The 23,964-nt window shown below is 67.4% G+C and carries 32 protein-coding genes; 15 read left to right on the forward strand and 17 right to left on the reverse strand.

Annotation, left to right across the window (positions count from 1 at the left end; translation table 11 throughout):
- Positions 1-22 precede the first annotated feature (22 nt).
- Entirely contained in the window at positions 23-1,483 is a 1,461-nt protein-coding gene (locus LC068_RS13885; RefSeq protein WP_319002507.1) for a response regulator, read from the forward strand.
- On the opposite strand, the gene LC068_RS11760 is transcribed toward LC068_RS13885, so the two are convergent.
- Positions 1,480-1,941, reverse strand: coding sequence for a DUF305 domain-containing protein (locus LC068_RS11760; RefSeq protein WP_226637432.1), 462 nt, complete (start codon positions 1,939-1,941; stop codon positions 1,480-1,482). The two genes, LC068_RS13885 and LC068_RS11760, sit on opposite strands and share 4 nt — an antisense overlap.
- A gap of 93 nt (positions 1,942-2,034) precedes the next feature.
- Here LC068_RS11760 and LC068_RS11765 point away from each other — a divergent pair, with 93 nt between their 5' ends.
- From LC068_RS11765 to LC068_RS11775, 3 genes are all read left to right on the forward strand, one after another.
- Entirely contained in the window at positions 2,035-2,505 is a 471-nt protein-coding gene (locus LC068_RS11765; RefSeq protein WP_226637434.1) for a hypothetical protein, read from the forward strand.
- Positions 2,506-2,553: 48 nt separating this feature from the next.
- Positions 2,554-4,224: a lysine--tRNA ligase gene (locus tag LC068_RS11770; RefSeq protein WP_226637496.1), complete on the forward strand. Its 1,671-nt coding sequence runs from the start codon at positions 2,554-2,556 to the stop codon at positions 4,222-4,224.
- Between the two features lie 136 nt (positions 4,225-4,360).
- Positions 4,361-4,831 (forward strand): SH3 domain-containing protein, encoded by a 471-nt coding sequence (locus tag LC068_RS11775; RefSeq protein ID WP_226637436.1) that lies wholly within the window; start codon positions 4,361-4,363, stop codon positions 4,829-4,831.
- Positions 4,832-4,892: 61 nt separating this feature from the next.
- Here the strand turns inward: LC068_RS11775 and LC068_RS11780 are convergent, their stop codons facing one another.
- The gene (locus LC068_RS11780; RefSeq protein ID WP_226637437.1) at positions 4,893-5,528 is read right to left on the reverse strand and encodes a S24 family peptidase; all 636 of its coding nucleotides are present in this window, start codon (positions 5,526-5,528) and stop codon (positions 4,893-4,895) included.
- Between the two features lie 127 nt (positions 5,529-5,655).
- On the opposite strand from LC068_RS11780, the gene LC068_RS11785 reads away from it, so the two are divergent.
- Positions 5,656-6,708: a serine hydrolase domain-containing protein gene (locus tag LC068_RS11785; RefSeq protein ID WP_226637439.1), complete on the forward strand. Its 1,053-nt coding sequence runs from the start codon at positions 5,656-5,658 to the stop codon at positions 6,706-6,708.
- Positions 6,709-6,712: 4 nt separating this feature from the next.
- On the opposite strand, the gene LC068_RS11790 is transcribed toward LC068_RS11785, so the two are convergent.
- From LC068_RS11790 to LC068_RS11815, 6 genes are all read right to left on the reverse strand, one after another.
- On the reverse strand, positions 6,713-7,141 hold the full coding sequence (locus LC068_RS11790; protein ID WP_226637441.1) for a hypothetical protein: 429 nt from the start codon (positions 7,139-7,141) through the stop codon (positions 6,713-6,715).
- Positions 7,142-7,231: 90 nt separating this feature from the next.
- The gene (locus LC068_RS11795) at positions 7,232-7,585 is read right to left on the reverse strand and encodes a hypothetical protein (protein WP_226637442.1); all 354 of its coding nucleotides are present in this window, start codon (positions 7,583-7,585) and stop codon (positions 7,232-7,234) included.
- A gap of 33 nt (positions 7,586-7,618) precedes the next feature.
- Positions 7,619-7,993 carry a hypothetical protein gene (locus tag LC068_RS11800; RefSeq protein ID WP_226637444.1) on the reverse strand — a complete coding sequence of 125 codons (375 nt, stop codon included), beginning with the start codon at positions 7,991-7,993 and terminating at the stop codon, positions 7,619-7,621.
- 65 nt (positions 7,994-8,058) lie between these two features.
- Positions 8,059-8,454: a PaaI family thioesterase gene (locus tag LC068_RS11805; RefSeq protein WP_226637446.1), complete on the reverse strand. Its 396-nt coding sequence runs from the start codon at positions 8,452-8,454 to the stop codon at positions 8,059-8,061.
- On the reverse strand, positions 8,451-8,912 hold the full coding sequence (locus LC068_RS11810; RefSeq protein ID WP_226637448.1) for a PaaI family thioesterase: 462 nt from the start codon (positions 8,910-8,912) through the stop codon (positions 8,451-8,453). Before LC068_RS11810 ends, LC068_RS11805 begins: the two co-directional genes overlap by 4 nt.
- Positions 8,913-8,955: 43 nt before the next feature.
- The gene (locus tag LC068_RS11815) at positions 8,956-10,587 is read right to left on the reverse strand and encodes a response regulator (RefSeq protein WP_226637449.1); all 1,632 of its coding nucleotides are present in this window, start codon (positions 10,585-10,587) and stop codon (positions 8,956-8,958) included.
- Positions 10,588-10,789: 202 nt separating this feature from the next.
- Here LC068_RS11815 and queC point away from each other — a divergent pair, with 202 nt between their 5' ends.
- Genes queC through LC068_RS11835 form a run of 4 tightly spaced genes read left to right on the forward strand, consistent with a single transcriptional unit; the run spans position 10,790 to position 12,970 of the window.
- Positions 10,790-11,506, forward strand: coding sequence for a 7-cyano-7-deazaguanine synthase QueC (gene queC, locus LC068_RS11820; RefSeq protein ID WP_226637451.1), 717 nt, complete (start codon positions 10,790-10,792; stop codon positions 11,504-11,506).
- Positions 11,503-12,135: a 7-carboxy-7-deazaguanine synthase gene (gene queE, locus LC068_RS11825; protein WP_226637453.1), complete on the forward strand. Its 633-nt coding sequence runs from the start codon at positions 11,503-11,505 to the stop codon at positions 12,133-12,135. Before queC ends, queE begins: the two co-directional genes overlap by 4 nt.
- On the forward strand, positions 12,132-12,503 hold the full coding sequence (locus tag LC068_RS11830) for a 6-pyruvoyl trahydropterin synthase family protein (protein WP_226637455.1): 372 nt from the start codon (positions 12,132-12,134) through the stop codon (positions 12,501-12,503). Before queE ends, LC068_RS11830 begins: the two co-directional genes overlap by 4 nt.
- Positions 12,500-12,970 carry a GNAT family N-acetyltransferase gene (locus LC068_RS11835; RefSeq protein WP_226637457.1) on the forward strand — a complete coding sequence of 157 codons (471 nt, stop codon included), beginning with the start codon at positions 12,500-12,502 and terminating at the stop codon, positions 12,968-12,970. The genes LC068_RS11830 and LC068_RS11835 overlap by 4 nt, the downstream gene beginning before the upstream one ends.
- Here LC068_RS11835 and LC068_RS11840 read toward each other — a convergent pair.
- Complete coding sequence (locus LC068_RS11840; protein ID WP_226637458.1) at positions 12,967-13,233, reverse strand: hypothetical protein; 267 nt, start codon at positions 13,231-13,233, stop codon at positions 12,967-12,969. The genes LC068_RS11835 and LC068_RS11840 overlap by 4 nt on opposite strands.
- 130 nt (positions 13,234-13,363) lie before the next feature.
- On the opposite strand from LC068_RS11840, the gene LC068_RS11845 reads away from it, so the two are divergent.
- Entirely contained in the window at positions 13,364-13,987 is a 624-nt protein-coding gene (locus LC068_RS11845; RefSeq protein WP_226637459.1) for a methyltransferase family protein, read from the forward strand.
- Positions 13,988-14,026: 39 nt separating this feature from the next.
- On the opposite strand, the gene LC068_RS11850 is transcribed toward LC068_RS11845, so the two are convergent.
- From LC068_RS11850 to LC068_RS11865, 4 genes are all read right to left on the reverse strand, one after another.
- On the reverse strand, positions 14,027-14,722 hold the full coding sequence (locus LC068_RS11850) for a pirin family protein (RefSeq protein ID WP_226637460.1): 696 nt from the start codon (positions 14,720-14,722) through the stop codon (positions 14,027-14,029).
- A 90-nt stretch (positions 14,723-14,812) separates the two neighbouring features.
- Positions 14,813-15,223 carry a GNAT family acetyltransferase gene (locus LC068_RS11855; protein WP_226637461.1) on the reverse strand — a complete coding sequence of 137 codons (411 nt, stop codon included), beginning with the start codon at positions 15,221-15,223 and terminating at the stop codon, positions 14,813-14,815.
- The gene (aroC, locus tag LC068_RS11860) at positions 15,223-16,308 is read right to left on the reverse strand and encodes a chorismate synthase (protein WP_226637462.1); all 1,086 of its coding nucleotides are present in this window, start codon (positions 16,306-16,308) and stop codon (positions 15,223-15,225) included. The genes LC068_RS11855 and aroC overlap by 1 nt, the downstream gene beginning before the upstream one ends.
- 12 nt (positions 16,309-16,320) lie before the next feature.
- A complete protein-coding gene (locus LC068_RS11865) occupies positions 16,321-17,049 on the reverse strand; it encodes a DnaJ C-terminal domain-containing protein (protein WP_226637463.1) in 729 nt (242 codons plus the stop codon).
- A 90-nt stretch (positions 17,050-17,139) separates the two neighbouring features.
- On the opposite strand from LC068_RS11865, the gene pdxH reads away from it, so the two are divergent.
- The gene (gene pdxH / locus LC068_RS11870) at positions 17,140-17,820 is read left to right on the forward strand and encodes a pyridoxamine 5'-phosphate oxidase (protein ID WP_226637464.1); all 681 of its coding nucleotides are present in this window, start codon (positions 17,140-17,142) and stop codon (positions 17,818-17,820) included.
- A 3-nt stretch (positions 17,821-17,823) separates the two neighbouring features.
- On the opposite strand, the gene LC068_RS11875 is transcribed toward pdxH, so the two are convergent.
- The 3 genes from LC068_RS11875 to LC068_RS11885 form a co-directional block, all read right to left on the reverse strand.
- Positions 17,824-18,501 (reverse strand): TetR/AcrR family transcriptional regulator, encoded by a 678-nt coding sequence (locus tag LC068_RS11875; RefSeq protein ID WP_226637466.1) that lies wholly within the window; start codon positions 18,499-18,501, stop codon positions 17,824-17,826.
- Positions 18,502-18,566: 65 nt separating this feature from the next.
- Positions 18,567-19,211 carry a uridine kinase gene (udk, locus tag LC068_RS11880; protein ID WP_226637467.1) on the reverse strand — a complete coding sequence of 215 codons (645 nt, stop codon included), beginning with the start codon at positions 19,209-19,211 and terminating at the stop codon, positions 18,567-18,569.
- 6 nt (positions 19,212-19,217) lie between these two features.
- Positions 19,218-19,805 carry a hypothetical protein gene (locus tag LC068_RS11885; protein WP_226637469.1) on the reverse strand — a complete coding sequence of 196 codons (588 nt, stop codon included), beginning with the start codon at positions 19,803-19,805 and terminating at the stop codon, positions 19,218-19,220.
- Between the two features lie 187 nt (positions 19,806-19,992).
- Between LC068_RS11885 and LC068_RS11890 the strand changes: the two genes are divergently transcribed.
- Both LC068_RS11890 and LC068_RS11895 read left to right on the forward strand, forming a co-directional pair.
- The gene (locus tag LC068_RS11890; protein ID WP_226637470.1) at positions 19,993-21,627 is read left to right on the forward strand and encodes a long-chain-fatty-acid--CoA ligase; all 1,635 of its coding nucleotides are present in this window, start codon (positions 19,993-19,995) and stop codon (positions 21,625-21,627) included.
- Positions 21,628-21,631: 4 nt separating this feature from the next.
- A complete protein-coding gene (locus LC068_RS11895; RefSeq protein WP_226637471.1) occupies positions 21,632-22,312 on the forward strand; it encodes a hypothetical protein in 681 nt (226 codons plus the stop codon).
- Here the strand turns inward: LC068_RS11895 and LC068_RS11900 are convergent.
- Positions 22,297-23,148: an MBL fold metallo-hydrolase gene (locus tag LC068_RS11900; RefSeq protein WP_226637472.1), complete on the reverse strand. Its 852-nt coding sequence runs from the start codon at positions 23,146-23,148 to the stop codon at positions 22,297-22,299. The genes LC068_RS11895 and LC068_RS11900 overlap by 16 nt on opposite strands.
- Positions 23,149-23,220: 72 nt before the next feature.
- Between LC068_RS11900 and LC068_RS11905 the strand changes: the two genes are divergently transcribed.
- Complete coding sequence (locus tag LC068_RS11905; RefSeq protein ID WP_226637473.1) at positions 23,221-23,367, forward strand: hypothetical protein; 147 nt, start codon at positions 23,221-23,223, stop codon at positions 23,365-23,367.
- Between the two features lie 363 nt (positions 23,368-23,730).
- Positions 23,731-23,964 (forward strand): hypothetical protein (locus LC068_RS11910; protein ID WP_226637474.1); only part of this gene is annotated, 234 nt, incomplete at its 3' end.

Genomic DNA, 23,964 nt, shown 5'->3' on the forward strand with positions numbered 1-23,964 from the left:
GGCTTTTCGCCCATAAGTCCCTATGACTGTTACACTTCCCAGACTGGCGGACGGCGCGGAACTGACGGCCTGGGACAGCCTCAGGCGGGCGGTGTGGCTGTTCGATCCGGAGACCTGCTTTGGCGTCTATGCCAACAGCGCGGCGCTGGCCCTGTGGGGTGCGGCCGATCTGGAAGAGCTTCTGGCCCGGGATTTTTCCGCGCTTTCGCCGGCGGTGAGGGCGCGGACGGACCGTCTGAGGTCGGTCACGGCGGGCGGTGACAGTGTGCAGGAACGCTGGACCTTCTATCCCAAGGGCCAGCCGTTGACGGTCAAGGCGATGATCTCGACGGTCACCCTGGATGACGGCCGCCGTGTCCTGCTGTTCGAGGCTACCGAGACCGAGGTCGGCGAAGAGGAACGCCGCGCGGTCGAGGCGCTGCGCCATTCGGCCGGACCGGTCGCCCTGTTCGACGCCGGGGACGCGGTTCTCTTCGCCAATCCGGGAGCCTTTGCGACCTATGGCGAGGGCGTCGGTCTGGTCGCGCGGTTTGCGGAGGCCGAAGACGGCCGTGCCGTGCTGCAGACCGCAATCGACGGGCAGGCAACCGACGCGGTTCATCGCATGATCACGCGCGAGGGCCCCCGCTGGCATCACATCGACTGTCGACCTGTGCTGGATCCCGTGACGGGGGCCGTCAGCGTGCTGCTGAACGAACGGGACGTGACCGACCGGGTCGAGGCCGAGGCCGCCCGCGCCGCCGCCGAGCAGAAGGTGGCCATGGCCGAGGCGCGACAGGCCTTCCTCAGCCAGATGTCGCACGAGCTGCGTACGCCGCTGAACGCCGTGATGGGTTTTGCCGATGTACTGGCTGGGGCGGGTCTGCAGCCCGAGCAGGCGGGCCATGTGGGGCGCATCCGCGCGGCGGGCCAGACGCTGCATGTCGTGCTGGAACAGATGATCGACCTGTCGCACCGCGACGACTGGGGTACTCCGCTTGATATGGAGGCCCCGACAACGCCGGAATCGGCTGCGACCCCCGATACGACGTCCTCGCCCGAAGCGTTCGTCGCGGACGAGGATGAGGGGCGCGCCATGGTTGTCCTCTATGTCGATGACAATGAGAGCAACCGGGTGCTGGTCTCGACCCTGCTGGCCGCGCAGGGCGTGATCTGCGAGACCGCCGACGACGGAGCGCAGGGGGTCGAGGCGGCCCGGCGCGGCGGGTGGGATGTGATCCTCATGGACATCCAGATGCCGGTGATGGACGGGGTCGAGGCCGCGCGCCGCATTCGCGCGCTGGACAGCGAGGTCGCGGCGACGCCGATCATTGCCCTGACGGCCAATACCCTGCCCGAACAGGTGCAGCAGTATTTCGCCGTCGGCATGGACGACTGTATCGCCAAGCCCCTGGACGCCGCCGGGATGTTTGAAAAGCTGTTCACCCAGGCCAGCCGCCCCTGGCGCGAAGACTGGCAGGCGCACCGTGCCGTGGCGGCCTAGTCCCCCGTCGGCGGATTGCGCTCCAGATCGGCGATCAGGGTCTCCATCTCGTCAATCTCGCGGCGCTGCGCCTCGATGATGCCGTCGGCCAGTTCGCGGACGCGCGGGTCACGGATGTTGGCCCGCTCGCTGGTCAGGATGGCGATCGAATGGTGGGGGATCATGGCGCGCATGTAGGAGACGTCGCCCACGGTGGCCTGGCTGCGGACCAGCCAGAGGCTGCCGGCGAAGACGATCACCGCGCCGCCGACGATGGCCAGATTGACGGCGCGCTCCTTGTACATCGACCACATGAAGCCGAGCATCACCACGGCCATGGTCGCGCCCATCAGCAGCGCCATGTAGAGGCGGGTCTCGCTGAAGTGGACGTGGCTCCACTGGTATGTGTTCAGATACATCAGGCCGTACATGATCACGGTCGAGGCGGCGATCATGCCGGCGAAGCGCCGGTAGGTCATTGGACGGTCCTCCATTCCTCTCGTGCAGGAACAATGACCGCAGGCCGGGTTCGATCCGGCTGAACCGTCGCTCGTCCGGCGTGTTCACTTGCCATGCGACATCTGAACCTGCTCCCCTCGCTCGTGATCGGCGCCGTTGCCGGCTCGCGGTCCATGACTCCCGGTGCCCTGATCGCGGGGGCGGGCCTGATGGGTCTGAGAACCCCCGGCCGCCCGGCGGGGCTGGGCAGTCGCGTCGGCAAGGTCGCCGCGCTGGTACTGGGACTGGGCGAACTGCTGGGCGACAAGCAAACGTCCGCGCCGGATCGCACCGAGCCCGGCGCGCTGATGGCACGGGCCCTGAGCGCCTGTATGGCCGGCATGGCGCTGGCGCCCCGCGGACGGGCCCGGCTGGGCGGCCTGCTGGCTGTAGCGGCCGCTGTGCCAGCGGCGTTCGTTGGCCTCAAGGCCCGGGCCCGCTGCACTGAGGCGGTGGGTCCGAAAAAGAGCGCCGTGATCGAGGATGTCGTGGTGGTACTGGGCGGCCTCGCCTGCGTGGTCATCGCCGCCCGGATCAACCGCTGAACCGGTCTGGCGTTGACCGGAGCGGCGTTGCGGGTCAAACGCTCGGGCATGCTGCAGAACCTCGAAACCCTCGCCCGTGAGGCCCGCTCGTGGCCGTTCGAACAAGCCCGCAATCTTCTGGCCCATGTGCTGAAGAAACGGCTGTCGGACGCCGAGCTGAATTCGGCCCGGATGCTGATCGATGCGGGCAAGGCGGACGAGGCGCTGGCGACCTTCGAGGCCCTGCAACGGCCGGTGATCCTGGAGACCGGCTATGGCCCCTCGGGCCTGCCGCACATGGGCACCTTCGGCGAGGTGGCGCGCACGACCATGGTGCGCAACGCCTTTCGCGCGCTGACGGGTGACCATTGGCCCACGCGGCTGATTGCCTTCTCGGACGACATGGACGGCTTGCGCAAGGTGCCGGACGGCGTACCGAACCCGGAGATGCTGAAGGAAGACCTGCACCTGCCGCTGACGAAGGTGCGCGATCCGTTCGGCACGCACGACAGTTTCGGCGCCCACAACAATGCGCGTCTGCGGGCCTTCCTCGACAGCTTCGGCTTCGACTATGAGTTCATGAGCTCAAGCGAGCAGTATCGCTCGGGCCGGTTCGACGCGACCCTGCTGCGCATGCTGGAGCGCTATGACGCGGTCATGGCCATCATGCTGCCGACGCTGGGCGAGGAGCGGCGCGCCACCTATTCGCCCTTCCTGCCGATCAGCCCCGTCACCGGCCATGTGCTGCAGGTGCCGACGCTGGAGCGCAATGTCGAGGCGGGGACCATCGTCTTCGACGACCCGGCCGGCGGGCGCACCGAGGTTCCGGTCACCGGCGGCCATGTGAAGCTGCAGTGGAAGCCTGACTGGGCCATGCGTTGGACCGCGCTGGACGTCGACTATGAGATGTCGGGCAAGGACCTGATCGAGAGCGTGCGCGAGGCGTCCAAGATCTGCCGGGCGCTGGGCGGCACCCCGCCGGAGGGCTTCAACTACGAGCTCTTCCTCGACATCGAGGGCAAGAAGATCTCCAAGTCCAAGGGCAACGGCCTGACGATGGACGAGTGGCTGCGCTACGGCACGCCCGAGAGCCTCAGCTGGTACATGTTCCAGTCGCCGAAGTCGGCCAAGAGCCTGCACTTCAACGTCATTCCGCGCGCGATCGACGACTATCTCAGCTTCATCGACCAGTTCCGCACCCAGGAGCCGGCCAAGCGCATGGACAATGCCGTCTGGTCGATCCACGCGGGCGATCCGCCCGAGGTGGCCAGCCCGGTCTCGTTCAGCCTGCTGCTGAACCTGGTCGGCGTAGCGAATGCCTCGTCGAAGGCGCAGCTGTGGGCCTATTTCGCCAGGTATCTGCCGGACGCGACCCCGGAGAGCGAGCCGACGCTCGACCGGCTGATGGGGCATGCGCTGAACTACTACGAGGACTTCGTGAAGCCCGCGAAGACCTATCGCGCGCCGACCGAACAGGAGCGGGCGGCGTTCGAGGACTTGGCGCAGCGGCTGAAGGCCCTGCCGGCCGACACGACCGACGGCGAGGTGATCCAGAACAAGGTCTATGCGGTCGGCAAGGAACACGACTTCCAGCCGCTCCGGGCCTGGTTCGCGGCGCTGTATGAAGTGCTGCTGGGCGCCTCGCAGGGCCCGCGCTTCGGCTCGTTCGCCGCGATCTACGGCCTGCCCCAGACGATCGAACTGATCGAGAAGGGCGCCCGCGGCGAACTGGCGGGCTAGCGCTCAAGCAGCGAGCGACCGCGTCGCGAGCGGTAGCGCACTCATAAAGATGAACCGAAAACAACAACCGGTTCATGGGAGCCTTTGTGTCCGGCTGCGCATTTTTACGGCATCGACCCCAGTAGAGGAGTGAGTCATGTCGAAGATGATCAAACAGGCCCTGATGGCCGGTGCGGCCGTGATGGCGGTCTCGGCCCTGCCCGGCGTGGCCAGTGCCCAGTCGGCGAACGGCATCACCAACTGCGACGCCCCGGGCGGTCGCCAGCAGGCCGGTGCCGTGATCGGCGGCGTGCTGGGCGCCCTGGCCGGCAGCCAGATTTCGGACAATGAGCGTGAACTGGGTGCTGTGGCCGGTGCGGCCGCGGGGGCTGCGGCCGGCTCCTACATCGGCTGCCAGCAGCAGCGTGACCGGGCCCGCCAGGCGCCTGCCGCCTCCAGTTCGCTGCGCGCCACGACCAATCTGCGGGTCCGCTCGGGCCCCGGCACCAACTATCGCCAGATCGGCAGCCTGAGCGCCGGCCAGTCGGTGCAGGCTACCGGCTCGCAGGGCGAGTGGGTCCAGCTGAGCAACGGCGGCTGGGTCAGCGCCCACTATCTGACCTACTGATCGCCGACAGAGCGTGACAGGAAGCGGGGCGTGTCCGGACGGGCGCGCCCCGTTTTCGTGCCTACTGGCTGACCCAGAGGATGCGCCGCACCCAGGCGACGTCGGCGGCAGCAAGGGTGCGAGGCGGGAAGTCGGGATTGATCGACAGCAGCTTCAGGCCCCGGGCGTCACTGCGCCCGATCTCCTTGACCAGGGTCTCGCCCGAGCGCGTCCGCACGACGACGCGGTCGCCGCGCCGCACGGGGCGGGGTTCGGCATCGACGATCAGTTTGTCGCCGGGCCGGTAGAGGGGGGCCATCGACTCGCCCGAGACCTCGAGGCTGTAGAGGCCGTCGCGCGGCTGGGGCAGGTCGGTCTCCAGCCAGCCTTCGCCGGTCGGCAGGCCGGCCTCGTCGAAAAAGCCGTCCTGACCGGCCTGGGCCAGGCCCAGCAGCGGTACAGCGGCGGGCGGCTCGTCCGCATCCTCGGCAAGGCGCGCGAACTGGCCAAGCGACATTCCACAGACCGCCAGCACCCGCGTCAGGCTCTCGGTCGAGGGCCAGCGGGGACGGGCCTCGGGCGGTGGCCCCTGACGCTTGGACGGATTGAAGGCCGTGGGATCCAGTCCCGCGCGCCGCGCCAGCCCCGACGCGGTCAGCCCTTCGGCCCGTGCCAGACGGTCAATGCCGCGCCAGATCTGCACATGAGTGAGCGGCACACCGGCCCTCCGGACGAATCACTTCGGTTGGAGGTTATAGGAAAAGATGCCCATGGTCGCGGGGGCGGCATCCGTCCTTCCGATCTGGCCGTACAGTGTTACGGTGATGGCGCATGGAGGGACGACGATGCGGTATCTGGCCGGACTGCTGTTTCTGATGATGCTGGCCCTGCCGGGTCGGGCAGCGGCGATTCCGCCGACGGTGCCGGCGGTGCTGGAGCGGCTGGCGGCGGTGCCGGACGGGTTTTCGGGCATTGTGGGGGCATGGCGTGACGGTCGGCCGGTGCATCTGTCGGCGCATGGCGAGGGCGGCTCGTCCTTCCGCGCCGTTCGATGGGCGTCGGTGACCAAGTCGGTCACGGCCGTGCTTGTGCTGCAGGAAGTGGACGCAGGGCGTCTGTCGCTGGATGCGCCTGTGTCGACATATCTTCCGGACTGGCCGGTGAACGGCGATGCGACGCTGCGGCAGTTGCTGATGCATACGTCAGGGTTGGCCGATCTGAGCGCCACGCCGGACGTGGACGGCGACGGCATGGCCGACGTCTATCAGGGACAGGGGCCCGGCTGGCGTACCCTGTGCGAGGGGCCGGCCCGGGCGCCTGCGGGGTCGGGCTTCACCTACAATAACTGTGACTACCGGGTGCTGGGGCTGGTGCTGGAAGCGGTGACCGGCGAGGATTTCGAGACCCTGGTCCGCACCCGGATCAGCGAGCCCCTGGGGCTGCGCAGCGTGCGCCTTGCGGCGAATGAACCGGTCAGCGAGGCCATTGACGGCACCCGCCCTGAGCCGCTCATCGACGTGTCGGTCTATGGGCCGGCGGGCGCGCTGTACGGCAGTGTCGAGGCGCTGCTGGCGTTCGATCAGGCGCTGATGGATGGACGGCTGATCTCGGACGCTGCGCGCGCCGAAATGTGGAAGGCCGGTCCGGAAACCGGATACGGCGGGCTGTCGGTCTGGGTGTTTCCCGTCACCCTGACGGCCTGCGGAGTTGAGACGCGGGTGGTGGAGCGGCAGGGGGCCATTGGCGGCGTGCAGGTGCGCAACCTGATTCTGCCGGATCTGGATGTGGCCGTGGTGCTCTGGACCGATCAGGCGACGCTGGACCTTGGCCAGACCTGGTCAGGGGAGGGACTGACTATCGACCTTCTGGCCGCCGTGGTCTGCGGGCAGGGCGGCTGACAGCCTATTCCAGACCCGCTGCCTTGCGCTCCTGCCAGACCCAGAAGGTGCCGACGGCCAGCGCGATCAGGACGCCATATCCTGCGAGATTGATGACGGTGTAGTAGGACGAGATCGGAGGCCGCACATCAAGGGTCATGAGGATGTGCGCGGTGACCACCAGCAACTGCGAGGCACAGGCCCAGGTGGGCCAGGTGCGGTGGGATTTCCAGACGAGGCCGCCGAGGACCAACAGCATGACGACATCGATGGCCATCATGCTCCATTGGGCACCGTAGAGATTGCTGTCCATCTGAACGAGCAGCGAGGCGAGCCAGCCCAAACCATAGGCGCCCGCCGCAATACGCTCGGTTTCCTCGCCCTTCAGGAAGGCGAAGCCCAGCACCAGCACGATAACGACTGCACCAATCTGGGCCGGCAGGGTGTCAAACATGAAATCGCCCCCCGAGCGAAACACTCAGAGGGCGATCATGCATTGAATTTCGCCTGACCGGAATGAGCCAAGCTAAACATTACGCCGAATTCAGGCGACGCGGAGGTGGCCCTTGGTCGGCGGAGTACCCCCCACCGGGGTCTCCCAATCGTCGGGCTTGTTCACCGGGCCGACAGCGTAAACGCCCCAGCCCAGCTTGCGGTGATCCTTTTGCAGCTCGGCGTGGCAGGCGACGATCGCCGTGCGGGCTTCGCTGAGGGCCGCGATGGTTTCCATGGCCTTGGCCTGGCTGCCGGCGCCGGCCACCGGCGAGATTTCGAGTACCGTGCGGGCGCCGATCATGGACTGGACGAGGGTGGTCGTCTGGGTGATGGCCGCGTCGATGGCCTTTTCGGTGGCGTGCAGTTCTTTCGCCACGCCGGCGACAACCTGAGTTCTGTCCATGAAAACCTCCTACCAACTACGGTAAAGAAAGTCTTAACACGGTTCGCTGTTCCGGGAAATGCCTGTTTCACGCGAAATGACACCGGTGACCCCACCACCGATCGGAGGCTCATCACCGGGCTTGTCGACCGGCCCGACGGCGAGGGGATCAAGGCCGAGCGCCCGGGCGAGGGCGGCCAGTCGTTCGTGGGTTTTGACGATGTGTCCCCGTGCCTGGGACAGGGCGACCACCGACTGGGCGGTTTCCTCAAACGCCTTCTGGCCGGTGACGGCCGACAGATAGGCTTCCGAACGGGCCTCGGGCAGGTAGGCGGCGAGGCGGGCGGTCTCGATCAGGGCGGCGTCAATCGCAGCCTCAGCCGCATACAGGCGCCCGGCCAGGGTCTGGCCGATGTCGGAACGGTTCATATGCAATCTCCCCCCGTGGCTGAGCGCCACAAGAGGATGCAACCATGACTAATTACCGATTACAACTAAAAGCTGTCTTCCAGCAGGAAGTGGGCGGTGAGGGCCGCGATCGGCTGGGCCTCGTCCTCCTGCCAGGCCTCGGCCAGCACATGGGCCACGCGACGGCCGGCCTTATTGATTCGGGCCCGGGCCTGGACGTTTTGCGGACGGCCCGGGCGCAAATAGGCCACCGAGACATTGATCGGGCGGGGCAGGTGCATGCCGGGAAAGCTCTCGGCCACCTGGGCCATGGCGGTGATCTCAAGCAGGGCGGCGGTGGAGCCTCCGTGCAGGGCCGGCAGCATGGGATTGCCGATCAGGTGGTCGGAGAAAGGCATGGTGACGGTCAGGACCTCGGCCTCCTGCTCGACCGTCAGGCCGAGGAAGCGGGCATAGGGCATGGCGTCGATGACGCGGCTCATTCGCCCGCCTCCGCGCGCGACCGGCGCTCAGGCCGGGCGGTGGTGAGGATGTAGGCGGACTGGGCGGCGGCAACCGGGTCGTCGGGCGCGTCCTCGAACGCCCAGGCGCGCACGAAGGCGATGGACCGGGTGAGCCGGTAGCAGCGGGCCTCGGCGATCAGGTCGGTGCGCGGCCGGGCCGGGCGCATATAGTCGACGCGCAGATCCAGGGTGGCCAGCGGCTTGAAGTTATCCAGCGCCACCCAGACGGCCAGCCCGCCGACATGATCGAGCAGGGTGGTGACGACGCCGCCCGCGATCACGCCGGCTTCCGGATCTCCGACCAGATCTTCGCGCCAGGGGACGCGGATCCGCACGCGGTCCCCGTCCAGCGAGTCATAGGTGAAGCCGAGCGCGTGGGTATGAGCCGCGCCGGAGGCCAGTTGCGGGAGTATGGGGGCGATCGCAGGAAGGTCCATGCCCCGTGCTTATCGCGCCGGGCCGGTCCTGCAAATGGCGCGATCAGCCCGCGGCAGCCTGCGGACCTTCGGCTTCGGCCTCAGCCTCGTCTTCGGCAGCCCCGGCGGAGAGGGCCGCATTCATCGCGTGGCGCAGACGTTCGGGCTTGATCGGTTTTTCGACCACTGCCGCCATACCGGCCGCCAGATAGCGGCGGGCGTCCTCCGGATCGGCATTGGCGGTCAGGGCCACGATCGGCACCTGTTGCATCGGCCCCTTGAGCGCGCGGATCGCCTGGGTGGCCTGCAGGCCGTCCATGCGCGGCATCTTGATGTCCATCAGCACCAGATCGAAATCGCGGGCCTTGATGGCGTCCAGCGCCTCCATGCCGTCCTCGGCGGTCTCGGACGTACAGCCGAACATTTCGCACAGCGCCTGGGCGACGACCCGGTTGGTGGCGTTGTCATCCACGATCAGAATGTGAGGATTGGCGAGGGAGTCGGCGTCCATCATATCGGATACATTGCTCTCGGTCTCGACCGGACGCTCGGCACGCTCGGCCGAGATGTCAAAGGCGAAGGTGGCCCCGCGGCCGGGGTTGTTCTCTGCCCAGATGCGACCGTCCAGGCGATCCATGATCTGGCGGCAGATCGCCAGGCCGAGGCCGGCGCCGTCCGGACCGGAGCCATGGACGAAGGGTTCGAAGATGTCGTCGACACGATCCGCCGCGACGCCCGGTCCGTCGTCGCGGATGCGGGCCTGCATGACGACGCGGTCGCCGTCCAGCCAGGCCTTCAGACCGGCCTCGACCATGCCGTTGCGGGCGAACTTCAGGGCGTTGCCGATCAGATGGTTGAAGATCTGGCGGATCCGGACCGGGTCGATCATGGCCGCGAGTTCGGTGTCGCCCTCATAGCTGACGACCAGATGGACGTTGTCCTGGGCCGCGCGCGGCTCCCAGTGGGCAGCCAGCTCGTCCATCAGGGCGCGGAGCGGGGTGGCCTGGGGGGTCATGTCCAGTTCGCCGGCCTGGGCCCGCGAGAGGTCCAGGGCGTCCTGAAGTATCTGCAACAGCGTGTCGGCCGAGTCGACGATCGTCTGGACGTGAGACTGGGACGCAGGATTGAGCGGCTGGCGACGCAGCAGCTCGGCGACGGCCAGAACGCCGTTCAGGGGCGTCCGCAGCTCATGGCTCATGACGGACAGGAATTGGCTCTTGGCCCGGGCCGCGGCGAGCGCCTGGGTACGGCTGTCCGCCGCCTCGCGCGCCTGCGCGGTCAGTTCGACATTCTTCAGCCGTTGTTCGTCATTGATGGCCTTGAGCAGGGCGATGACCGTTCCCACGCCCCGGTAGCGGCCTTCATAGGTGACGATGAAGCCGCGGGTCAGCGCGCCCGGTCCCGAGCCCATAATGGCGTCGCAGAAGCTGTCGATGCGCACACCGGCGTCCACCACCGAGGGCTCCGGGTCCATGACCTCGGTGACGGGGCGGTTGCTGTAGAGGGCGTGGCCCAGCGGGCCGGCAATCTTCAGGAGAAAAGCGTTTCGTTCGATCAGGCCGACCGGTCGACCGTCCTTGACCACCGGTATCACCAGCAGGTCAGGTTCAGCCTTGAAGCGGGCAAAGACCTCCGCCCCGACCGTCTCGGGTGAGACCGGCACAGCCTTCTCGGTCAGTCTTTCGATCGTCGGCATAACTGACCGATACTCCCTCAACTGGAAGTCAGGCTTAGCCCACAACCATTTTCAGAATGGTAAATAGCGGAAACGACCGTTTTCACGCCCCATTTTCGACGTTTTTGCATCGTCCCGCCCCGGGGTGTATGAGGCGAACTTCCCAGCCTCTCCGGGCTTTTTTGTGCATGCGCGCGGCCAGCCGGCCGACCGCAGATTTGTCATGAGCGCTTTCGACCGACAGCCCGCCGCCTCGGCCCTCGTCCTGTTTTCGGGCGGGCAGGACAGCGCGACCTGCCTCGCATGGGCGCTGGATCGCTATGAGCGGGTCGAGACGGTCGGCTTTGACTATGGACAGCGACACGCGGTCGAGATGCAGGCGCGGCTGGCTGTACGGGCGGGCATGGCCGGGGCGCTGCCGAACCGGGCGGAGCGTCTGGGCGAGGACCATGTCGTCGACCTGACCGGCTATGGCGCCATCGCCGAGAGCGCGCTGACAGCCGACAAGGCCATGGAGATGGATGCCCGGGGCCTGCCGACCACCTTTGTGCCAGGGCGCAATCTGGTGTTCCTGAGCGTCGCTGCGGCGCTGGCCGACCGGCGCGGGCTGGACGTGCTGGTGGGCGGCATGTGCGAGACGGATTTCTCGGGCTATCCCGACTGTCGCCGGGACACGATCGACGCCATGGAGCGAGCGTTGTCGCTGGGCCTGGACAAGCCGGTGCGGATCGAGACACCGCTGATGGCCCTGACGAAGGCCGAGACCTGGGCGCTGGCCGACCGGATCGGAGGCGAGGCGCTGGTCGAACTGATCCTCGAGGCCAGCCATACCTGCTACCGGGGCGACCGGTCGGAGCGGCATGCCTGGGGCTATGGGTGTGGCACCTGCCCGGCGTGTGAGCTCCGGGCGCGGGGCCATGCCGAATGGGTGGCCTCATGACCTATTCGGTCAAGGAGACCTTCCTGACGGTGCAGGGCGAGGGCGGACAGGCGGGGCGCGTCGCGGTTTTCCTGCGCTTTGCCGGCTGCAATCTGTGGAGCGGACGCGAGCAGGACCGTGCGCAGGCCGTCTGCACCTTCTGCGATACCGACTTTGTCGGCACGGGCGGCGACGGCGGGGGCAAGTTCCCAACGGCCGAGGGGCTGGCGGACCATGTGGCCGGCTTCTGGAGCGGGCAGGGCGGGCAACCGCTGGTCGTTTGCACGGGGGGCGAGCCGCTGCTGCAGCTGGATGAGGCCCTGATCGCGGCCCTGCACGAGCGCGGCTTTGACATCGCGGTCGAGACCAATGGCACGATCGCGGCGCCTGACGGCATCGACTGGATCTGCGTCAGCCCCAAGGCCGATGCGCCGGTGGTGCAGACCACCGGGCAGGAACTGAAGCTGGTCTATCCGCAGGCAGCGGCCCGGCCTGAGCGGTTCGCCGACCTCGATTTCGAACGATTCTGGCTGCAGCCGATGGATGGTCCCGATGCGGCGGCCAATACGGCGGCGGCCTTCGACTACTGCCTGACCCACCCCCAGTGGCGCCTGAGCGTCCAGACCCACAAATTCATTGGCGTGCGTTGATGCCCACCTTCGAGATCACCAAACAGGCCACCTTCGACGCGGCTCACCACTTTCCGAACGAGCCGGAGGGCAGCATCTATCGCCGGGTGCACGGCCATTCGTTCACGGTCGAGGCGACGGTTCGGTCAGAGACCCTGGACGCCGAGCACGGCTGGGTCGCCGATCTGGGCGCGCTGGATCGCGCCTTGAAGGCCGCGGCCGAGGAATTGGATCACGGCATGCTGAATGAAAAGCCGGGGCTGGAACTGCCCAGCCTTGAGAACCTGTGCCTGTGGTTCGCCAACCGGCTAAAGCCGGAATGGCCGGGGCTGTGCCGCATCCAGGTGGCCCGCCCGACCATCCACGAACGGTGTGTGCTGACGCTGTGATCACCCTCAGGGCCATGCGCGAGGGCGATGCGGAGGCCATGGCCGGGGTCTATCGACGGTCCGTGCGGGCGCTGGGCGCGCGGGACTACACTCCTGAGCAGGTTGATGCCTGGGCCAGCCGGGGGCCGGATGCCGCGCGCTTTCGCCAGAAGATCGGCGATGGGCGCCAGGGCTGGGTCGCCATCGATCCCGAAAGCCATATCTGCGGGTTCGTCGATCTGGAAGCCGACGGCCATGTGGACTTCCTCTATGTGGACCCGGAACAGGCAGGGCAGGGGGTCGCGGGGCGGCTGCTGGCGCAGGTGGAACAGGCCGCCCGGTCAGCGGGTTTGACGCGTCTGTATGTCGAGGCGAGCGAGACCGCGCGGCCGGTCTTCGAGCGGCATGGCTATAGCGCCAACAAGCGGCGCGAATTCCAGATTGGCGACGTCGCGATCCACAACTACGCCATGGAACGGACGCTCTAGCAGTCGCGACCGTGGGCCCGGCGCTGTTCGCAGCGACGCTGCTCGCGCTCATAGTCGCGCTGCTCCCGTTCGCGCTTGAGCCGGGTTTCCTCATCCGAGGTGGTGACGGCATCGACGCCGGCCCCGAGCACCGCGCCGGTGGCCTTGACCGTGCCGCCGACCACGGCCGCGCCGGTGCCGACGACCGCCCCGACCAGACAGCCCTGGAGCATGAGGGCACCGCCCACGAGGACGGCGAGCGAGATCAGGCGTTTGCGGGGCATGGCGGGTCTCCGATTCCGCGACAGGCTGGCCCAACAGGGTGAAGGCCACCTTAAGGGATAACACGCGTCTGCTTGGCTTTCGCCACGGATGGTGGAATGAGAGGATCGTCACCGGCGACAGGAGTGCCTCATGACCATGGCCGATCCCCACCATCTGCGCCGCGTGCAGTTGATCCGGAAGGGGGTGCTCGCCCTCGCCATTGTGGCCGTCGTGGCGCTGGCCGCGATCAGCCAGAGCCTAGGTGGCGAAACGCCCCTGCACGAGCGGCTGGAGGCGTTCGGCATCGCCCTGATTGCCCTGTGCGTGGTGGGGCGGGCGTGGTGTTCGCTCTACATCGGCGGGCGCAAGAAGGCCGAGATCGTCAACCTCGGGCCCTATTCGATCAGCCGCAATCCGCTCTACGTCTTCAGCTTCATGGGGGCATTCGGCATGGGCGCCCAGACCGGCAGTCTGACCATTGCCACGCTGTTCCTGCTGATTGCGGTCGGCGTCTTCTATCTGACCGTTCGGCAGGAAGAAGCCTGGCTGGAGGGGGCGTTCGGGGAGTCCTACCGGGCCTATATGGCGCGCACGCCGCGCTTCTGGCCTGATTTCTCGAAGTGGCGGGACACCGACACCCTTGAGGTCAAACCCGTGTTCTTCCTGACCACCCTGCGTGACGGTCTGGCGTTCTTCCTTGCCGTGCCGCTGTTCGAGGCGCTGGAACGGGCCCAGGAAGTGGGCTGGGTCCACATCCTGTTCAGCCTGCCCTAGGGCGAAAGGGCGACACGGTTTCCCGCGTCGCCCCGGCCGTCAGCGGCTGTCGACCATGACCAGTTCGGCATCCTCGCGGGCCGTGACCGTCAGGGTCGGCTCATCCTTGATGCCGGCCCCGTCGCGGGCGTTGAGTACGGTACCGTTGACCTCGACTGTGCCGACAGCGGGCACCAGATAGGCGCGGCGGCCCTCGGCCAGCTCATAGGTCAGGCTCTCGCCCGCCTTCAGCGTCGCACCCAGCACGCGGGCATCCGCGTTGATATCCAGCGCGCCATCGTCCGGATTGCCCGAGGCCAGCACCTGGAATTTCCCGCTGCGGTCCGACTTCGGGAAGGGTTTCATGCCCCAGCCGGGTTTGGCGCCGGGTTTGTCGGTCTCGATCCAGATCTGGAACAGGGTGGTGGTCTCATCCTCGAGGTTGAACTCGGAGTGACGCACGCCGGTGCCCGCGCTCATCACCTGGACGTCGCCGGCGCCGGTGCGACCCCGGTTGCCCATGGAATCCTCGTGGGTGATGGCCCCGGTGCGGACATAGGTGATGATTTCCATGTCGGCGTGGGGGTGGGGCGGAAAGCCCGACTTGGCGGCGATCTCGTCATCGTTCCAGACCCGCAGCCGGCCCCAGCTCATGCGGTTCGGGTCGTAATAGTTGGCGAAAGAGAAGTGGTGGCGGGCCTTCAGCCAGCCATGGTCGGCCCCGCCGAGGCTGTTGAAGGGTCGGACGTCGATCATGATGCGGTCTCCCAGATTGCAGAACGCGGGTCAGCCCGCGCCGGTTCGGGCGCTATATAGGTAACAGTGTCGGTGACGGAAAGGGGTGAGTCAGTCAAGCCGCCGGCCGAGCGTCACCACAGCCTGCCGGGACATACCGAGCGCCTCGTAGAAGCCGAGGGCGTCGACGTTGTCCTCGCGAACCATCAACTGGATTTTCGGGGCGCCGCGATCCGCCAGCCAGGTCTCGGCAGCCGTCATGAGGGCCCGTCCCACGCCACGATGACGAGCATCGGGGTGCACAGCCAGATAGTAGACCCAGCCCCGGTGCCCGTCGAAGCCCGTCATGGCGGTCCCGCAGACCCCGACCCCATCCCGGGCGACGAGCACGACGCTATCGGCGCTCTTGCGGGCCAGCGCGAGGTCCTGCGCGGGGTCATTCCAGGGACGGGTCAGCCCGCACGTCTCCCATAAGCCGATGACGGCAGCGACGTCGTTATCCTGCAGAGGGACAATGCGCATCACGCCGCTTGCGCCCGGTGCCGCAGCATCGCATCGGCCAGCACGCAGGCGGCCATGGCCTCGACGACCGGCACGGCGCGCAGGGCGACGCACGGGTCGTGGCGGCCCTTGGTGCGGATCTCGGTCTCGGTGCCGTCGCGGGTGATGGTCCGGCGCGGAGTCAGGATGGAGGAGGTCGGCTTGAACGCCACGCGCGCCGTGATCGGCTGGCCGGTCGAGATGCCGCCCAGAATGCCGCCGGCATGGTTGGACAGGAAGACGGGTTGGCCGTCCGGACCCAGCCTCATCTCATCGGCATTGTCCTCGCCTGAAAGTTCGGCCGAGGCGAAGCCGGCGCCGATCTCGACGCCCTTGGCGGCATTGATCGACATCAGGGCGGCGGCCAGTTCGGCATCCAGCTTGCCATAGATCGGTGCGCCCCAGCCAACCGGCACGCCGGTGACCTCCAGCGCCACGACCGCTCCGATCGAGGAGCCGGCCTTGCGGATGCCGTCCAGATAGTCGGACCAGGGCTGGACGACCTCTGCAGAGGCGGCGAACAGCGGATTGCCCTGCACGGCGTCGAAATCGAGTGCATCATCGGGAATGTGGTGCGGGCCGATCTGAATGACGCCCGCGCGGAGGGTGATGTCAGGGCCTAGGATCCGACGGGCGATGGCGCCGGCGGCCACGCGCAGGGCGGTTTCGCGGGCACTGGAGCGGCCACCGCCCCGGTGGTCCCGCACGCCGTACTTGGCCTGATAGACATAGTCCGCGTGGCCGGGGCGGTAGGCGCGGGCGATCTCGCCATAGTCCTTCGAGCGCTGATCCTCGTTCTCGATCAACAGGCTGATCGGGGTGCCCGTGGTGACGGGCCCGTCCCCGTCGTCAAAGGTGCCCGACAGGATGCGCACCGTGTCGCTCTCGCGTCGTTGGGTGACGAAGCGGCTGCCGCCGGGCTTCCGCTGGTCCAGCCAGGGCTGGATATCGGCCTCGGTCAGCGGGATCAGGGAAGGGCAGCCGTCGATGACACAGCCGATGGCCGGTCCGTGGCTCTCGCCCCAGGTGGTCACGCGAAACAGATGGCCGAAGCTGTTGTGGGACATGGCCCTATGGCCTTAGGCCGCAAGCGGCGCGGTCGTCCAGACCCGGGCGAAGCGGTCCAGCAGATGTTCGGCGGCAGAGGGGGCGTCCTCGGCCGGGGTCAGGGTCACGAACAGGTGTCCCTGCGGATGGCGGCCCCGCGCCGGCAGGCCCAGGTCGCGCAGGCGCAGACGGACCGGCGGCTCCAGCCCCGCGACCACCCAGGCGTTGCGCGGCCCGGCGTGGGTCTGGACCTCGACGCGACCCCCGTCCGCCAGCACACGCGGCGAGACTTGGGTCTGCAGGAAGACGTCATTGCCCAAGACTGACAGGCCGTCTGCGGGGCGGATGCGGATGGCGAGGAACAGGTCGGCATCGTCGCGTCCGGCACCCTTGAGCCGCACATGATCTCCGGCGCGCAGACCCGCCGGCAGGGTCAAACGAAAGGTCCGTCCTCGATGGGCGGTCTCGACCCGACCGCCGTACAGGGCGAGATGCGGGGTGATCGACAGGGTCGGGAGCGGTGCGGGCCGCCGGGCGGGCGGGGCCAGGGCCGGGCAATCGGGCGTACGGGCCTGAATGGTGTGCCAGGCGGCGATGACCTCGCGAAAGCGCTCCGCATCGCCGTCGGCATGGTCGGGGCGGGCCGCCTTGACCGCGCGCAGGAAGGCCTGACGCGTCGTGGCAGGATCGACCGGACCCGGCAGGCCAAGGGTGGCCAGCGCCTTGTGATAGGTCGAAAGGGAGGTGTCGGCGCCGCTCATGGACACCAAAGGCCACAAACAGGGTCAATGCCGGGTTAACCGTGACGCTGGCTCTCGCAGCGCGGGTCGTGCGGCGCTAGAAAGACGACCATGAGCACCCCCGTCATCCCGCCCAGTCCCTCACGCGAGGAATACGCCCGCGACTATGCCGCCGCCCTGGCGGCCAACAGCGACGAGGCCGAGTTCGCCTGCGACGAGCCGTTCGGCCTGCTGGACCGCTGGCTGGGCGACGCCCGGGCGCACGAGATCAACGATCCAAACGCCATGGCGCTGGCGACGGTCGACGCCGAGGGCCTGCCGGATTGCCGGATGGTGCTGCTGAAGGATGTGGGGCCCGAGGGGCTGACCTTCTATTCGAACCGCGAAAGCGAGAAGGGGCGCCAGCTGACGGGACAGCCGCAGGCGGCCCTGTTGTTCCACTGGAAATCGCTGCGGCGCCAAATCCGGGTGCGTGGCCCGGTGGAGCCGGTCAGCGCAGCAGAGGCAGACGCCTATTTCGCCAGCCGCGCCCGCGAGAGCCGCATCGGCGCCTGGGCCTCGGATCAGTCGCGCCCGTTGGCGGATCGCGCCGAACTGGAGGCCGCCGTGGTGCGCGAGACCGTGCGGTTCGAGGGCCAGGATGTGCCCCGGCCCGAGCGGTGGAGCGGCTGGCGTCTGGTGCCGCTGCAGATCGAGTTCTGGCGGGACCGGCCGTTCCGGCTGCACGACCGGCTGCGCTTTGATCGGGCGGGCCCCGATGCGGCCTGGGGCCGTGAACGTCTGTACCCCTGACACTCAGTCGAGGTCGGGCGCCGCAGGGTCGAGGTTGGGGCCGCCATAGCGTGCCAGGAAAGTCTGGACCGCGTCTGCCGCGATCTGGGTATGGCTGCGCTGGACCGTGGTGGAGTCGCCGGTGACCATCGGCACGAAGAAGACCGGGTGCTCCAGCATGCCCATAAGCTGGCCGGCCGCCCACGACGGCTTGTCGCAGACCAGTTCGCCCCGTTCGCACAGGGCCTCGATGGCCTCGACCAGGGTGACGCCGATGCGTGCCTTGCCCCGTTCGTAGAAATGCAGCGCCATCTCCTGAAAGCGCGTCCGTTCGGCCAGCACCAGCCGGAAGACCGACGTCACCAGCGGATCGGCCATGAAGCCGACATAGGCCTCGGAAAATCGGGTCAGCTGGCAGCGCGCAGGGCCGTCGAGCGCCCGGACCTCGTCCATCTGGCGGGCGAACTCGTCGGAGGTATCGTCGATTACCGCCTGGAACAGATCGGCCTTGGACGAGAAGAAGGTGTAGAGCGTGGCGGTCGATACACTGGCTTCACGCGCGATCGGTTCGATTCGGGTCGAGGCGAAGCCCTGGGCCATGAAATGACGCCGCGCCTCGATGAGAATGGCGCGGCGGCGGGGGTCTTCGGTATCCCCGTCCTGAAGGCCAGACGGGGACGAGGCAGCTTGAGCGAGGGTCATTAACCTCAAGCTTGGCGTGGATAACGCCGTGCCGCAAGATGAAATTCACTCGCTGTTACAAGGGGTCACGCGACCCAGCGTTGCAGAAGCGGGTGGGTGAGAACCGGAGCGACCAGTCGATCCACTGATTGCGGGTCAGTCAGGACCACGGCCGCGGTCGCGTCAGCGACGATGAAATCGGCGTGCACCTTGGCCGGTTCGGTCAGCCGCTCGTGCCCGGGGCGAACGGTCAGAAGATACTGGTCGATGACCGATTGGGCGGTGCGGCCCCGTTCGACCTGGTCGCGCAGCAGGCGGCGGATGAAGCGGATGTCGGCGGGTGTATCGACGAAGACGCGGATGTCGAACAGCTCCACGAGCGCCGGGGTGCACAACAGGTGGGTGCCCTCGATGACGACGACGTCGGCGGCCGGTACCGGCTCGCCGCCCGGCTCTCGCCCATGGGTGACGAAGGAATAGATCGGCGCCTCGACGGCCTGTCCGGCCTTGAGCGCGGCCAGGTGGCCGTGCAGCAGGTCGTGGTCCCGCGCCGCGACGTCGTCAAAGTCGAAGGTCGCCGCGTCGAAGTCGGGCAGGGAGGCCGCGTCACGGTAATAGGAGTCCTCGCGCACCAGGGTGGCGACGCCCTCGGGCAGGTGGCGGATCAGGGCCTCGGCCAGGGTGCTCTTGCCCGAGCCCGACCCGCCGGTGATCGCAATCAGAACGGTCATGACGGCCTAGCGGAAGAAGCAGGTCATGCCGGCATAGAGGCTCTCAACCGTGGCATCGGGAGCCTCCGACGTCAGGAATCCGCCCAGCTCGCCGCTCGAGAATTCCTTGCCCAGCGTCGAGTCCGGAATCATCTCCACCACGCGCGCGGATCCCAGTTCGGTGCGGGTGCTGCCCACGCCCACGCCGTCGGCGGTAGTCAGGCCGCTCTCATCAAGAAACCAGCCGACGAATTTGTCATCCTGAAAGGCCAGCTGCAGACCGTTGGGATATTCCGCGAACTGCATCGGCCCGGCGCCGCATTCGCTGTTGGTGGTCACGGCCGGGGTATCGGCGCCCAGCAGCGTCGAGACGGCGGTCAGGGTCATGTCCTGCGCCGTCCCGAAGGGCAGGGCACGCGCCGAGCCCTGCTCCGTGAAGGCGCGCAGGCCCTCGCCCTCAAGCGACAGGGCGCCGCTGGCCTGGGCCTCGGGCGCAGGCGCGGGGGTGGCGGGGGCTTCCGTTTCCGGCTCAGGGGCCTCGGGAGCGGCGCTGCCGTCACAGGCGGCGAGGGCGAAAACGGCAAGGGCGGCCAGGCTGGCGCGGGCAAGGGACATGGTCGGCTCCTGAGGGGGCATCGAGGTCTGGATGACGGCCAACCTAACCCAGACTCGGCGTCCTCCTGCAAAGAAAGTCGCTACCCCTGACGTTGCGTCACGTTGCCTATCCTTCACGCCGCCGATAGCGTGACTTCAAGAGCCGCGCCCAACGTCGGCCATACCCATGAATTCCGGAGAGGAACCGATGCACGGATTGATGCAGGACTGGCCCCTGACGGTCGACAAGATCCTGGACCACGCCAGGAACTGGCACCCGCACCGCGAGGTCGTCACGCGCTCGGTCGAGGGGCCGGTGGTGCGCACCACCTATGCCGACATCCATGATCGGGCCCGCCGGGTCTCGAATGTGCTCAAGTCCTGGGACGTGAAGGTTGGCGATCGCGTCGCCACCCTGGCCTGGAACACGGCGCGCCATATCGAGGCCTGGTACGGAATCATGAGCATCGGAGCGGTCTGCCACACGCTGAACCCGCGCCTGTTCCCCGAACAGCTGATCTACATCATCAACCACGCCGAAGACCGCATCATCTTCGTCGACCTGACCTTCGTGCCCCTGCTTGAGGCCGTACTGCCCCACTGTCCGACGGTCGAGCGGGTGGTCGTGATGACCGATCAGTGGAACATGCCGGCGACCAAACTGCCCAAGGCCGAATGCTATGAGCAGCTGGTCGAGGAATCCTCGTCGGACGTGGAATGGGGCGGCTTCGACGAACAGACGGCCTGTGGCCTTTGCTACACCTCGGGCACGACCGGCAATCCAAAGGGCGTGCTCTACTCCCACCGCTCGAACTTCATCCACACGCTGCTGGGCCTGCAGACGACCGTTCTGGGCGCGACGCCCAAGGAAGTGATCCTGCCGGTCGTGCCGATGTTCCACGCCAACGCCTGGGGTATTGCCTTCGGCGGTCCGGCGGCGGGCTCCAAACTGGTCATGCCGGGCGCCAAGATGGACGGCGAGTCCATCTATGAGCTGCTGGAGAGCGAGGGCGTGACCTTCTCGGCCGCCGTGCCGACCGTCTGGCAGGGTCTGCTGGCGCACCTTCGCGACAACAATCTCAAGCTTTCGACCGTGAAGCGGGTGCTGATCGGCGGCTCTGCCGTGCCCGAAAGCCTGATCCGGGCCTTCCACGACGAGTTCGGCATCGAGGTGCTGCAGGGCTGGGGCATGACCGAGACGTCGCCGATCGGCACCCTGTCGAACCTGACGCCGGAGCTGGCCGCCCTGCCGTACGACGAGCAGATGAAGTGGCGGACCAAACAGGGCATGCCGCCGCTGGGCGTCGAGCTGAAGCTCAAGAACTATGCCGGCCAGGAAATGCCGCACGACGGCAAGACCTATGGCCGCCTGATGGTGCGCGGCCCGACGATCGCCGGCGCCTACTTCAAGGACGAGGGCGGCAAGATCCTCGACAACGAGGGCTTCTTCGATACGGGCGACGTCTCGACCATCGACGAGCATGGCTTCATGCAGATCACCGACCGGGCCAAGGATGTGATCAAGTCGGGCGGCGAATGGATCAGCTCGATCGACATCGAGAACATTGCCATGGGGCATCCCAAGGTCGATCTCGCCGCCGTCATCGGCGCAGCCCATCCCAAGTGGGACGAGCGCCCGGTGCTGGTAATCAAGCTGAAGCCCGGGCAGACCGAGGACAAGCAGGAGCACCTCGACTTCCTGAAGGGCAAGATCGCCAAATGGTGGATGCCCGACGATGTGGTGTTCGTGGACGACATCCCGCTGGGCGCCACCGGCAAGATCGACAAGAAGGTCGTGCGTGAGCAGCTGAAGGACTACGTCCTGCCGACTGCGCAGGGCTGATCCGATGGCACGGCGTGGCCGATCGCAGTCCCTGACCCTTTTGCTGATGGCGGGGGTGCTGTCGGCGCCGGTGCTGGTGTTCGTCGCCATGTTCGGCCAGCGCTTCTGGGGCTGGAGCCGCGAGCTGGCCCTCGACGCTCTCACACTGGCCGTCGCACCGTGGCTGCTGGCGGTGGGTGCGATTTGTGCCCTGATCCTGCTCTGGCGGGCCGCCCGGTTCGGCGCGATGGGATGGCTGACCGCGCTGGCGGCTGTGGCGGTGGTCGGGGGAGGGATCTGGCTGTTCCTGACCAGCCCCTATGGCCCGATGGCCGGACCCGAGGGCCCGCATGATGTCAGCACCGATATCGTCGAGCTGCCGGCTTACTCAGCTCGGCTGCAGCGCCTGCATGGGGATGAAGTGGCCGCGAGCTGTTCCGGCGTCGCGAGCATTCCGACCCAGCTTCAGGCCGAAGACGTGGGCGAGGCGCTGCAGAAGGTCGGATTCCGGCCTGCGCCGTCGTCCCTGTTCCGCGTCGAGGGCACCCACACCGGTCTGTGGTTCCTGATGCAGCACGACGCGACCGTCCGCATCCGGCCGGGGCAGACCGATGTGCGCGTGACCGCCCGGTCGGATCGTCCGCAGGGTGACGAGGCCTGTCGCCTGCTGGCCCGGATCGTCCGCGAGCTTCAGCCCCGCAGCTGATAGGTCGTCGAGGCTGAAGGTTCGCCCGCAGCGATGACGTCTCCGCGCCGGTCCAGCCGGATCAGATGCGCCAGAAGGGACTGGGCCGCCGCCGGCCACAGGGCTCGGTCGATCCCGGCATAGAGGGCGGGCACCATGTCCAGCGCCGAGGCCGTACCCTGGGCCAGCTGATCCAGCACCTGACGGTCGCGCTCCAGCCGGTGGGCCTTCAGCGCCTCAAGAAAGGGCAGGGGATCGGTGACAGGCCCGCCATGGGTGGGCCACAGGATGTCGTAGTTGCCCGCGATCACCCGTTCGAGACTGTCCATATAGGCGTCCATGTCGCCCTCCGGCGGAGACACCACGCTGGTCGACCAGCCCATCACATGGTCACCGCTGAACAGGGCGTTCTCATCGGGAAGGGCAAACGCCAGGTGTTCCGCGGCATGGCCCGGGGTGGCGACCGCGCGGAGGGTCCAGCCGTCGCCCGGCACCTCATCTCCGTCGCCCAGCACCGTATCGGGAGCGACCGCTACATGCCCCAGAACCGGCGCGCCGACAGCCTGCGCAAACGGCCTGGCCAGCGGCAGATGGTCCGCATGGCCATGGGTGACCAGCACGGCGGTGACGGTCTCGCCTTCGACCGCCTTCAATAGGGCCGCCAGATGGCCGGCATCGTCTGGGCCGGGATCGATCACGGCGACCGACGCGCCATTCCCGACGATGAAGGTGCCCGTGCCCGCGAAGGTGAAGGGGCCGGGGTTGCGGGCCAACACTCGCCGGATACGCGGGGTCAGGCGCTCTGCCTCGCCGTACCGGGGCACGAAGTCGCGCACGAACGGGATGGCCGCGCTCATGCGGGGTGCTCGCCCCGCGTCTGGCCCGGGCCTTGCGTTAAGAGGTCGTAAACCTTCTGCGGAGTGCTTTTCATGGCCCGGACCCTGGCTCTGGATGTGTCAAATCGGCTCTTGCCGGTCGCTGTCGCTGTCCTGTGTATCATGGCGAGCCAGCTGGTGGTGGCGTCCTGCACGCCTGAGCCGGCCCCGTACGCCTCGCGGGTCACCATCCTGCGATAGGGCGCCCGCGACGGCGCCGACTCACCTTTCTGCTCCCGAAAGAATTTCGCCGCCTTCGCGCCGAAGTCCGCACAAACCATGCTCGGGATCCAATTCTCCGGCTGGGGAGTGATACCGGTTTCACGCTCTCCCGTGAGGGGAAGTGTGTCTGTCATATGCAACAATTACAGGGCACTAGGCGCAGTGTGGCTTGATTGCGACAATGTGGCGACGAATGGGTTACGCGCCTGTAATTATCGTGCGTCATCTGGTCCCGGGGTTTAAGGTCCAAGGCAATCTGTGTGCATTGGGGTGCGCAGATAATGGTTGTCGAGGCGTGGGGGACCCACGGGATCTTCGCCTCGGCCACAGGAGGACCAAAGCTTGAAAACCCAGACCATTCGCCAACGCTTGCTGCAATCGACCATGATCGGCGGAACCGCCCTGATGGCGCTTGTTGCGGCTCCGGCCGTCGGCCTGCTGGCTCCCAGCACCGCCATGGCCCAGGACCTGGTGCAGGGCGCTGTCTCCGGCACGGTTGAAACGCAGGCGCAGACGCCGATCGCCGGCGCCACCGTGACGCTGCAATCGGTGTCGCAGGGCTTCACCCGCAGCTAC

Source organism: Brevundimonas poindexterae, assembly GCF_020524625.1.
Classification (GTDB): Bacteria; Pseudomonadota; Alphaproteobacteria; order Caulobacterales; family Caulobacteraceae; genus Brevundimonas; species Brevundimonas poindexterae_A.